Source organism: Photobacterium sp. BZF1 (assembly GCF_014349205.1).
Lineage (GTDB): Bacteria > Pseudomonadota > Gammaproteobacteria > Enterobacterales > Vibrionaceae > Photobacterium.
On record NZ_JACSOF010000184.1, the window covers coordinates 1 to 10,981 of the forward strand.

Here is a 10,981-nt window from a genome sequence, read left to right on the forward strand (position 1 = left end):
AAAATATTCTTATCGTGCCTTGATGATTAAGGTAAAGCTATTTACGCCACACAATCTTTTAGCTTGGAAATATTCACCTCATTAATGGATATATCATCCAATATCATGTCTGAAGCTTTCTCACCAATCATAATTGTGGGTGCATTTGTATTGCCGCCGACTAAGGTTGGCATAATCGACGCATCCACAACACGCAACCCTTTCACCCCATGCACGCACAGTCTTTCATCAACCACCGCTTGCTCATCGTGACCCATCTTACAGGTGCCAACAGGGTGATAAATCGACTCCGCCTTACGCCTGATAAACTCCTCTAATTGCGCATCAGTTTGTACTTCCTTACCCGGAAAGACCTCTTTACCACGGTAGTGATCAAAGCCAGCCTGCTTTAATATCTTCCGTGATAACTTGATGGCTTTGAGCATTACCTCCATATCTTCGGGATGACTCAGGTAGTTCGCGGTTATACGTGGTGGCTCTAGTGGATCAGCACTGACCAACCCCAAACTACCCCGGCTTTTTGGCCTTAAATTACAAGCATGTAGAGAATAGCCGTGCTTCACCGTTTGCAATAAATTCAAGCCATGGTTATCTAGGTAACAAGGTGAGAAATGGAACTGGACATCAGGTTTATCAAGCTCAGGTGACGTCTTGGCAAACCCCCCAGCCTCAGCGATATTGGTCGTGAAATTACCCTTCCTAAACAATAAGTAATCAAATATACCTTTGATTGCCCGGGTAAGGGCAACTGGTGAAAAGCCGACAGAGTGGAAGGTACGCTCCCGGGTGACTACCAGCACATCCAAGTGATCTTGGAGGTTCTTGCCAACGCCAGGAAGGTGATGTTTCACCCCGATTCCCTGCGCTTCAAGCTCTTGCCTATCCCCGATGCCAGATAACATAAGCAACTGTGGACTATTAATCGCCCCACCACTTAATATGACCTCTTTATTAGCCATTACCTGATGCAGTTGACCGGCTTTGATATACTCGACACCTGTTGCCTTACCCTCTTTAATCAGTACCTTAGTCGTCGTCGCGTCGGTAATCACCGTCAAGTTTGGACGTTGCTCTGCTGGGCGAAGGTACGCAACAGCCGAACTGCAGCGCTGGCCATTTTTTTGGGTTACTTGATAATAACCGACCCCTTCTTGCTCCTTGCCATTGAAGTCCTTGGTGATGTTATGCCCCGCTTGCTCTGCCGCCTTGAGGAAGGCATCTGACAATGGGTTATTTATCCGTAAATCAGAGACATGCAATGGCCCATCAGCACCATGGTAGTCATCACCACCGCGTTCTTGGGCTTCTGACTTCCTAAAATAAGGCAGGACATCATCAAAGCTCCAGCCTTCGTTGCCCAGCGCGGCCCACTCATCATAGTCGCTGGCATGGCCGCGGATATAGCACATGGCATTGGATGAAGAACTTCCACCAAGTGTCTTGCCTCGCGGCCAAAACAATTGGCGGCTTTGCAGGTTAGGTTCCTTGTCGGTGTAGTAACGCCAGTTCATTTTCTTAGAATGCATCATGCCGATAATACCCAAAGGCACATGGACAACCGGGCTACTGTCTTTTGGGCCGGCCTCAATGAGGCAGACTTTTAAAGAAGGATCAGATGATAGTCTATTTGCAAGCACGCATCCTGCCGAACCCGCCCCTACAATAATGAAGTCATACATAGCTTTCCCTCAATAGAATAATCCTTGTTCAGCCAGCCAATTAATAATTCCAGTCTTTATCATCTATTTTTTGTTTCATTTAATCATAGTGTAGTTTAATTCTGATGGGACAAATACCACACAGATTATGAATTATTTCATCACAGAAAATTAAATAGTGATCCATATTAAACTTTTTGCATTTAATAGGAGACATGACCTCAGACCAGTGCAAATATGTATGGGCTAAAGGAATACAGCATTTTCTGATTTCATTAAACCTAACGGTTTCCTCTAACCTATTTACTGGACGGTTAGAGTTTTCGTCAATTATCTCGGCACACTTTTTTGTGCTGGCTAGGAACAAGTAAAGGAACACATCATGGCAGATCTAAAAGCGAGTTTTGAACAAGCTCAAGTTGACGTAAAAGCATTGACTAAACGCCCATCTAACGACGAGCTACTAGCACTTTACTCGCTATTCAAGCAAGCAACCGATGGTGACGTGAAAGGCAAGCGCCCTGGCATGTTTGACTTCAAAGGCGGTGCAAAATACGACGCTTGGGAAAAACTAAAAGGTATGGATGCAGATACAGCAATGCAACAGTATGTCGACAAAGTCGGCGAACTGACAGCCGCTTACGCATAAGCCACACCCAACTCGCTCCCAACTTTCATGAAAGGTCGCTATGCGGCCTTTTTTTACATCTCCACATCCCGATTCGATAAAGTACATGTGATAAAAAACCAGAACCACTTTCGCGGTTCTGGTTTTCTTAGGTGTTTAAAGCAGGCGAACTAACTAGCTAGCACTCTTGGCCTTTCTTACCCTCACTTTTCGCGGTGCAGGGCTGATGTCATCTTGGTTGGTTGCCGGTGTTTCCGGATCAATATCGACAGTCGCTGATAGCATTTCAGTCAATTTTGCCAACTGCTTTTCCAGCTCTTCAACTTTGCGCTGCTTTTCCTGATAAAGCCTTTCAAACTCATCATCTTCAGGGGTCAACGACTCTTGTGCCGCTTCTACAGCTAGCTCAACAGCCAGTGACTCATCGTGCTGGTAGCCCAGTTGCTCAGCCACAGCCTGTGCTGCAGTTTCCATGACTTCTTGCTCAATCTCAGCAAAGGCATCACACATGTAGTCAGTGATCACTTCGAAGCCCGGTAGCGATTGGTTACAAGCCACCAGCGAGAAGTACATGGTATCGGCATTACTGAAGAAAGTAATGTTCAGAGTCTGACCTGGCATCAGCAATGATACCGGATACTGCTCGCGGACCTTGGCACCCATGAAGTAAAGCTCTTCTTTGGAACCAGGCACGTTAGAAATAAGTAGGTTACTGGCTGGCGGAATGTAGTTATTCAAGCCAAATTTACCGCTGAACAATGAAACACCATTAACCAACAGCGAGTAGTTGATGTAAGCATCAGGTGAGATATTCAGGGCTTCGTTTTTCAGATCCGTCGTCGCGTGCTGGATAGACTCAAGGCGCTCAAGTGGAGACAACCCTTGTTTACCTAGCTCAACATGGCCAATCGACATCTTGTTGCCAGACTTACCCTCATCCCCTTTCGCTCGCAGGTTGATAGGCATCATGGCAACCAATGGCTTACGGATTGGGATTGCCCGGTCATTGAGGTAACGGTTCAACGCAATATCACTGATCGTGAACAGAATATCGTTCATCGACGCGCCAGTGATACGGCTGATGTGTTTGAGCTGCTTGATAGAAAAGTGGCCCAAACTAACCGCTCGGCTGCGTTTAGGGCTCAGGTTAAATGGTGTCTTCGGGGCAGTAAATGGCACCTTCAGATCACAATCAGCAATATTGACGGCTTTTAGTGCCAATTTACTGCCTAACCTGAACATTGATGGGATCAGAGAGATCTGCTTAGTGGCTGCCACTGCTGTTTTCATCACCATATCGGTCAGGTGAGATTCCTCACGGCGCTGGCGTGATGTTTTTCGCAAATCGCATTGCCAGATCGGCTTGTTGAAAGACTCCTCAATCGATGTCGCACAGCTTTGGGTAAAGATCTTACCGGCACGAACACCATCTGCCATTGAGTGGTGGATTTTCAATACCAAGGCAACGCGGTTGTTTTCAAGCCCGCCAATCACCCACACTTCCCACATCGGACGGCTACGATCCAGCACTTGGCTGTGCAAACGACCGACAACTTGCTGCAACTGCTGTTCGTTACCCGGTGATGGCAGCATGGTGATACGCAGGTGGTCTTCCAAGTTAACGTGGTTTACCGTAGACCAACTCGGGCGGCCAGTCAGTGACCAGTTTAGCTTCCAGTTGAACGGTGGCACCGTTTCCGGCTGCTGCAGGAAATTGGCGTAAAGTTCTTGGGCATAGGTCCCAGCATGATCTTCTGGCGGGTCAAGAATGACCAAACCCGTAACATGCATTGGGGTTTTTGCCGTTTCAAAGGCAATGAAGCTGAAATCCAGCAGAGACAAACTCGGCATAAATCTAATCCTTTCTTGCGGTGTGGCATGGTCTGACGGGTGAGCATTAACTCCGGACTTGATAACTAGTAGGCGCTAATGCCACCCAATCAAGGTCTGTCCCTTTGCCATTGTCGCTTTTATATAAAATCCGTTACTTCGACTTTTCAGCCAGCTTTTCAACCATCTCTTGAAGACGGTCTACTTTATCTTCGAAGTTGCTCAAACGATCGCGGTCGATACCGCAAGTCGCGTTGAAAGCATGGTTGAATTGCGACTCAGCCTGACCGAACAGACCACGCTTGGTATCTTTGATACGCTCAACCATTTCAGTTTCCACTTCGCTGCCTTTGGAAACCAAGTCTTGAATTTGCTTACTGACCATGTGCTGTGCCATGCCAACTTGCTCGGTACCTTTGCTGTATGCACCAAGGCCAGCCCAAACCACAGTACGGACAGAAGACTCACCCATCTGGGTGGCTGATTTTACAGTTCCAATAATTTTTTTAGGGGTAATCATCACTTTATCCTCAATAAATCAGAGAAATATCTTTTTCGATGCTTAAACCCTACCAATTAGAATTAGATCAATCTTTCTAATTCAACCAAGGAATTGGTAAGCAGCTCACACAACGCCCTGCAGGTAAGAATCACTGGTTTCATGGTATGCGTACACATTAACAATGCCGATTGCGCATACACGTGATTGAAGTCCCAAAACCGCACACAAGGACAAATTTTGGGGCTTTTTTGTCCAAAAATAGAGTGAACGCTCTAAGTTCAGGCGCAACAATGAGGGGATAACAACTATAAGAACATATATGAATAATATCGAACAAGGAATGCACTATGTCAGTTTTAGAAATCGTAGATTCATCATATCCAAACCCATCCCTTGAAGCGTCTGACACCACAACGAAAGCTCCCGCAAAAGTTATCGCTAAAGCAGATGATCTGGTTGATCAAATCATTGCGACTGTCGGTAAGAACATTGTCCTTGGTGCACCACTCGCCATCGGCAAGCCAGTTAGCTTTGTCAATGCGCTATACCAACGCGCGAAGAAAGATCCAAGCATCAACCTGAGGATCGAAACTGGGATCACCTTGGAAAAACCGGTAGGTAAAAGCAAGATTGAACGTGGTTTCCTAGAACCCTTTGTTGCCCGTGAATTCGATGGTGTTCCTGATATTGACTACATCATGGATCTCCGAGCTGGCAAAGTCCCTAGCAACATCACTATCAGTGAATTCTTCTTTAAAGCCGGTAGCTTTATGAATTCACCTCAGCAGCAAAACTATACGTCTACTAACTACACCCATGCTGTTCGTGATTTGCTGGATAAAGGCGTCAATGTCATTGGCCAATTGGTCGCTACCCGCACCGTAGACGATGTAACAACTTACAGCTTGAGCAGTAACTCAGATCTCGCGCTAGATTTCGCTATCGAGATCGAGAAGCAGAAAGCACAAGGCCGAAATATCACTATTATCGGCGAAGTAAACAGCAACATGCCTTTCATGCAAAACCACGCTGAACTACCAAGCTCTGAGTTCGATTTCATCCTAGATGGTAACAGCCTACCTGATCACCAAGATTACCAACTGTTTGCTGCCCCGCATGCCAGCATCTCTGCTGAAGACCATATGATCGGCCTCTATGCCAGTGCCTTGCTCAAAGATGGCGGTACCCTTCAGGTAGGCATTGGTTCCCTGAGTAGCGCCCTATCCTACAGTGCCCTTGTTCGCCACCAGCAGAACCGCATTTACAATAAAATGTTGTCTGAGCTGAACATCTACGAAAAATTCCCAGTCTGTAAAGAAGTGGGTGATACCGGCACCTTCGAAAAAGGCCTTTACGGCTGTAGTGAGCTAATGGTGGATGGCTTTGTGCACCTTTACCGCGCCGGTATCCTGAAGCGAGAAGTATTTGAAGACCTGACTATCCAGCGCCTGCTAAACGATGAATTGATTACCCATGACGTCTCGGTAATGACCTTTTTGGCACTGCTTGAGCGTGAGGCCATTTCTCCCGAGCTAACCGCTGCCGACGTTAAGTACCTCAAGCGTTTTGGTATTTTCAACGATAACGTTGAGTTTGTTGATGGCAAACTAAAGACAGCAGACGGCACCAGCAAAGCCAATATTCGAGACAAAGATGCCCTTGAGTGGATTGCAAAATATGCCCTAGGCCAACGCCTTAAAGGCGGTACTGTGATGCATGGTGCTTTCTTCATCGGCCCGAAAGACTTCTACCAAGAGCTGAACAATTTCACCCAGGAAGATCACGACAAGTTCTGCATGACCAGCGTGAATTACGTCAATGACCTATACGATCACTTCCTTGGCAGCCAACAGCTCAAGCAAGCTCAGCGCCAGCATGCCCGCTTTATGAACTCAGGGATGATGGTTACCCTTGATGGCTCAGTGGTATCAGATGCGCTTGAAAACGGTCAGGTCGTCAGTGGTGTGGGCGGTCAGTACAACTTTGTTGCCCAGTCCGGTCAGATGCGCGAATCACGTTCTATTATCAAGATCCGTAGTTGCTCTTTCCGTAACGGTAAGTTGCGCTCGAACATCCTGTTCAACTATGGCCACAACACTATTCCTCGCCAGTTGCGTGACATCGTGGTTACTGAATACGGTATTGCCAACCTACGCAGCAAACCGGACCATGTGGTATACACAGAGCTAATCAAGATTGCCGATTCACGCTTCCAGCAGCAATTGCTAGAAGAAGCCAAAGCAGCAGGAAAAGTCGCCAAGGACTACCAGATCCCGAAAGAGTTCGCCAACAACACGCCAGAAGCGATTCAGGCTTTCTATAAGAAATACACCGATCAGGATATTTTCGGTCCTTTCCCATTCGGTTGTAGCTTTACCGACCAAGAACTAAAACTAGGTAAGGCGCTGAAAGCATTGAAATCAAAGTGCGCAACACCTAAAGGTAAGCTGAAAGCTATCGCGCAATCATTGTCAGCACCAAAGCCTGGCCATGATATTGATATTCTGCTTAAACGCGTTGGCCTTGATAAACCTGAAAACCTGCAAGAAAAAATCACACGCAAGCTGGTGATCGCTGAACTTGTAAAGTGATCGTTGCGTAAATATAGGCTGGGCCACTTATGTGGCCCGGCTTTCTTATATAAAAAGCAATCGTTGAGAGAAAAGAGGTGTTCAATGTCGAAGAAAAGCAAGGAAATGGCACTGTGTCCATATGCCGCAGTTTGGGGATGCCCAAAGTGTCCGGTCAAGAAGATATGCCCAGGGAAGACGACAATTGGCGACCAGCCGATAAAGCGTAAGGAAGAAGCAGAGAAATAACAAACGAATCCCCTCCCAGAGGCTGCCCTACCGGCCTCTGGGAGTGTCGACAGCTCTATCCCCAAAGGGTTATTCATACGCAAGCCCCCTCGTGTACTACCTCACCATGACTGTCTCATCAGTTATAAACTGCTAAAATTCTTATTGTTTCTTCTAGCACATCATTTCCATTCCTGACTATGATTAAAATAAAACCACCGAAATACATATAACCAAAGCAGATACGGTGGGAAATCAGTGGGGGGTATGTATGGAAGTGATGAAAGCTATTCTATTCGGCATTATCTTGTCATTAACTGTCGGGCCAATTGCCATTTTGGTACTCAATAATGGGATGCATCACGGCTATATGGCGGCAGTTCGTAGTGCTGCGGGCGCGGCACTGGCTGACTATTGCTATGCATTAGTGAGCTTCGTAACCGGTAGTTTACTCATCAGTAAACTCGACCAGTACCACTACCAAATCATCCTGCTTTCTTCCTGGGTACTCATTTTCATGGGCTTTTATATGATGTTCAATGCCATGAAAAACACCAAGCTCCTTGCCAGGGTTCACCGCCCATCCAAGAAGCTCGGATTTCGATCCGCCTTTTACCTCACCCTTGCCAACCCGATAGCCATCATTGCCTTATCAGCATTTATCGGCCATTCCACCGAGCAAGTAGATTTACTGTTCGCGATGCAGCTTGCCGGGGCCGTGTTTGTTGGTAGCCTCATCGTGCAGTGCCTGCTTGCCATATCCGGCTTTGCCCTAAAAGATGATGACAGCATCACCTTCCCGTTCTATTTGCAGCTACTTGGCGGATTGCTGATATGTCTGTTTGGCGTGAATAATTTTATTGAGCTGGCTGGATAGTTACAGCCACATAAAGATCAGCGCGCCATGTAAACCCGGTTTCGGCCAGCAAGCTTGGCTTGGTAAAGCAGCTCATCCGCTTCACGAGACAATGTGTCTAAGCTACGAGTTTGCTGGGACTTAGCAATGCCGGCACTGGTCGAAAGCGCAATTTCCAAGCCATCAACCTCAAACGGTACATCAGCAATATCTTTGCGGATCGTTTCTGCCATTGATGCAACTTCCTGTGGGCTATGATTGGTCACTAGTACACAGAATTCCTCACCGCCTAGGCGATAGACAGTGGAATCACCAGCTATTGTTTGGAGCCGGCTAGCAACTTGCTTTAGCACTGAATCCCCAGCAAGGTGGCCATAGGTATCATTCACTTTTTTAAAATAGTCAATATCAAAAGCAATAAGGTGTACGGAGTCATCACCTTGTATGTACCTTGCGAAATCCTGCTCTAGAGCTAGCCGGTTCAATGTCGAAGTAAGAGGATCCCTAAGGGCTAGGCGCTTTAAGCCATTGGTTGATATTTGCCGGTGCTTTTCATAGTAATGCGAAATCGCCCAGATACTGACAAAGCTGGCAACATAGTTAACTATCATATTTGGGTTAAACTGCCCAAACTGTAGCTTCCAATACATGAGCGATGAAATTGCTAATAACAGTACCCCACTCCACTTTGCGCCTTGCCTGAGACCCAGAAGGAAGTAGTAGATAGAAGAAAGCAGTAATGTCCAAAACAACAATCCACTGTCGATCCGGCTGATAATACATCCCCACACAACCAAGCCACTCAAATAAAAGATGTAAACCTCAACGATACGTTGATCAAAACAATAGTCATCTTTTTTAGTTGTCTCCCAACTCAATTGTGAGTCAAGTTGACGGAACAGCAGGCCAAGCGAACAGGCGGAAAACCCAGCCAGCGCCAAGGAAAACAAGTCGTTTTCGTGGATGAACCAGTTGACACCCGACAAAATTAGGGCGAGCCCGCCAACAACAATGAACAAGCAACTAAGCACTCGCGATTTGAGCTTTTTTTCTTCATCAAAAACTGAATAGTACATTGACCTCACCAAAAACAGTACGCCGTACCGTATGGTGGATAATTTAACGTATTCAAACTTTGATAGCAACAGGCATGACTAATAACCTAGCGCTTGTGGTTTACTAACTTATACAGAACTAACGCCCGTTAAATGACATTTCTTTCACATTGCTCGGTTTACCGTGGAAATCTCGGGATAACAATAATAAGTGAGCCACTATGATGCGAATACAAACACTCTTTCCACTATTCACCGCCGCCCTGCTAACTGCCTGTGAAGATGGGGATGGCGCCTCTGGTTCTACCCCAAGCCAACCTTACACCGACTTCTTTTCGGCCCTCCCCACAGAAGCAATTCACCCGGCAGACAACCCATTTAACCAACAAAAGTTTGAATTAGGTGAAGCACTGTTTTGGGATCCCATTCTATCGGGTGATCAAAAAATTGCCTGTGCCAGTTGCCACCACCCTAATTTTGGTTGGGCAGATGGTCGTTCATTATCTATCGGCGTTGATGGCAAGGGGTTGGGTCCAGATCGCACGGGCACAAAAGCAACACCCAAACATGCCCCGACGATTATGAATGTCGCCTTCACAGGCCTTAATGCCGGGGGAGAGTACCGAGGGTTTCATAGCCAATGGCTATTTTTGGGATTTGCGTGCAGACTCACTTGAACAACAAGCTTTAGAGCCAATAAGAAATCAAATAGAGATGCGCGGGGAGCGTTTTACAGAGCAGCAAATTTTACCAGAAATCGTAAATAGGCTGAGTGGTATTCCTGAGTATGTAGACATGTTTAACCATGCCTTCCCTGCCGAAATTATTTCGGCTGACAATATTAGCCAAGAGCATATCGCCAAGGCGCTAGCCGCTTTCCAGCGAGAAATATTTTCCCCAAATAGCCGTTTTGATGAGTTCATTGCGGGTAATGACGCCGCTCTCACCAGCCAGGAAATTACCGGCTTGAACAAATTCATCAATGGCGGTTGTGCCCGTTGCCACTCAGGCCCACTGCTGGCTGACAACGTATTAAGAGAAGATCAGATTGTCACTAATTTTGAAGCCGTGCGAACGCCAAGCTTAAGAAATATTTCCAAAACGGCCCCTTACATGCATTTGGGTGACTCTTCAACGCTAAACAATGCCATTGGTTTATATGAGGACAGAGGCGATCTACAAGTGACGATGGAAGATGATGACGTCGGCGATCTCGCTGCTTTCTTGCGCAGTCTGGATTCTGATAATTTCTATCAAGAAATTCCAACCCGAGTACCGAGCGGGCTCAAGGTGGGTGGTGAAATTTAACCGCTGCAATTCAAGGTGCGACGGCTATTTATCAAACAAAACAGGCGCACAACAAAAAAGGCCTAGCGTTACCGCTAGGCCTTCAATGATGGAGGCGCGTCCCGGAGTCGAACCGAGGTCCACGGATTTGCAATCCGCTGCATAGCCACTCTGCCAACGCGCCAAGTTGTCCAAACACACCTATTTAGCTATTACTATTAGGCCGTTTGTTTGGTTGCTGCCGCCCAAAAGCACGAGAACCGAAATAATGGAGGCGCGTCCCGGAGTCGAACCGAGGTCCACGGATTTGCAATCCGCTGCATAGCCACTCTGCCAACGCGCCAAATTGTCCAAACGCACCTATCTT

9 protein-coding genes and 2 tRNA genes are annotated in these 10,981 nt (G+C 46.8%); 5 read left to right on the forward strand and 6 right to left on the reverse strand.

Going from position 1 to position 10,981, the window contains the following annotated elements; genetic code table 11:
- Positions 1–41: 41 nt before the first annotated feature.
- Positions 42–1,679, reverse strand: a complete 1,638-nt coding sequence (locus BIZ37_RS26860) for a GMC family oxidoreductase (protein ID WP_187464140.1) — start codon at positions 1,677–1,679, stop codon at positions 42–44.
- 361 nt (positions 1,680–2,040) lie between these two features.
- Here BIZ37_RS26860 and BIZ37_RS26865 point away from each other — a divergent pair, with 361 nt between their 5' ends.
- Positions 2,041–2,307, forward strand: a complete 267-nt coding sequence (locus tag BIZ37_RS26865) for an acyl-CoA-binding protein (RefSeq protein ID WP_187464141.1) — start codon at positions 2,041–2,043, stop codon at positions 2,305–2,307.
- 153 nt (positions 2,308–2,460) lie between these two features.
- Here BIZ37_RS26865 and BIZ37_RS26870 read toward each other — a convergent pair whose 3' ends face one another.
- The gene (locus BIZ37_RS26870; RefSeq protein WP_107300414.1) at positions 2,461–4,137 is read right to left on the reverse strand and encodes a wax ester/triacylglycerol synthase family O-acyltransferase; all 1,677 of its coding nucleotides are present in this window, start codon (positions 4,135–4,137) and stop codon (positions 2,461–2,463) included.
- A gap of 133 nt (positions 4,138–4,270) precedes the next feature.
- Entirely contained in the window at positions 4,271–4,636 is a 366-nt protein-coding gene (locus BIZ37_RS26875) for a hypothetical protein (RefSeq protein ID WP_187464142.1), read from the reverse strand.
- Positions 4,637–4,965: 329 nt separating this feature from the next.
- On the opposite strand from BIZ37_RS26875, the gene BIZ37_RS26880 reads away from it, so the two are divergent.
- Positions 4,966–7,209: an acetyl-CoA hydrolase/transferase C-terminal domain-containing protein gene (locus BIZ37_RS26880; protein WP_187464143.1), complete on the forward strand. Its 2,244-nt coding sequence runs from the start codon at positions 4,966–4,968 to the stop codon at positions 7,207–7,209.
- 478 nt (positions 7,210–7,687) lie between these two features.
- The gene (locus tag BIZ37_RS26890) at positions 7,688–8,293 is read left to right on the forward strand and encodes a LysE family transporter (protein WP_187464144.1); all 606 of its coding nucleotides are present in this window, start codon (positions 7,688–7,690) and stop codon (positions 8,291–8,293) included.
- Positions 8,294–8,310: 17 nt separating this feature from the next.
- Here the strand turns inward: BIZ37_RS26890 and BIZ37_RS26895 are convergent, their stop codons facing one another.
- Positions 8,311–9,348, reverse strand: coding sequence for a GGDEF domain-containing protein (locus tag BIZ37_RS26895; protein WP_187464145.1), 1,038 nt, complete (start codon positions 9,346–9,348; stop codon positions 8,311–8,313).
- A 200-nt stretch (positions 9,349–9,548) separates the two neighbouring features.
- Between BIZ37_RS26895 and BIZ37_RS26900 the strand changes: the two genes are divergently transcribed.
- Complete coding sequence (locus tag BIZ37_RS26900; RefSeq protein ID WP_222939848.1) at positions 9,549–10,004, forward strand: cytochrome-c peroxidase; 456 nt, start codon at positions 9,549–9,551, stop codon at positions 10,002–10,004.
- On the forward strand, positions 9,913–10,635 hold the full coding sequence (locus tag BIZ37_RS26905; RefSeq protein ID WP_187464146.1) for a cytochrome-c peroxidase: 723 nt from the start codon (positions 9,913–9,915) through the stop codon (positions 10,633–10,635). The genes BIZ37_RS26900 and BIZ37_RS26905 overlap by 92 nt, the downstream gene beginning before the upstream one ends.
- An 89-nt stretch (positions 10,636–10,724) precedes the next feature.
- Here BIZ37_RS26905 and BIZ37_RS26910 read toward each other — a convergent pair.
- Positions 10,725–10,798 (reverse strand) — tRNA-Cys (locus BIZ37_RS26910).
- 85 nt (positions 10,799–10,883) lie between these two features.
- Positions 10,884–10,957, reverse strand: a tRNA-Cys gene (locus tag BIZ37_RS26915).
- Between the last annotated feature and the right edge of the window lie 24 nt (positions 10,958–10,981).

What these genes read in the sequence shown, in the direction of transcription:
- BIZ37_RS26860 (WP_187464140.1), bottom strand. Translation starts at nt 1,679, where the DNA reads ATGTATGACTTCATTATTGTAGGGGCGGGTTCGGCAGGATGCGTGCTT.
- BIZ37_RS26865 (WP_187464141.1), top strand. Translation starts at nt 2,041, where the DNA reads ATGGCAGATCTAAAAGCGAGTTTTGAACAAGCTCAAGTTGACGTAAAA.
- BIZ37_RS26870 (WP_107300414.1), bottom strand. Translation starts at nt 4,137, where the DNA reads ATGCCGAGTTTGTCTCTGCTGGATTTCAGCTTCATTGCCTTTGAAACG.
- BIZ37_RS26875 (WP_187464142.1), bottom strand. Translation starts at nt 4,636, where the DNA reads ATGATTACCCCTAAAAAAATTATTGGAACTGTAAAATCAGCCACCCAG.
- BIZ37_RS26880 (WP_187464143.1), top strand. Translation starts at nt 4,966, where the DNA reads ATGTCAGTTTTAGAAATCGTAGATTCATCATATCCAAACCCATCCCTT.
- BIZ37_RS26890 (WP_187464144.1), top strand. Translation starts at nt 7,688, where the DNA reads ATGGAAGTGATGAAAGCTATTCTATTCGGCATTATCTTGTCATTAACT.
- BIZ37_RS26895 (WP_187464145.1), bottom strand. Translation starts at nt 9,348, where the DNA reads ATGTACTATTCAGTTTTTGATGAAGAAAAAAAGCTCAAATCGCGAGTG.
- BIZ37_RS26900 (WP_222939848.1), top strand. Translation starts at nt 9,549, where the DNA reads ATGATGCGAATACAAACACTCTTTCCACTATTCACCGCCGCCCTGCTA.
- BIZ37_RS26905 (WP_187464146.1), top strand. Translation starts at nt 9,913, where the DNA reads ATGTCGCCTTCACAGGCCTTAATGCCGGGGGAGAGTACCGAGGGTTTC.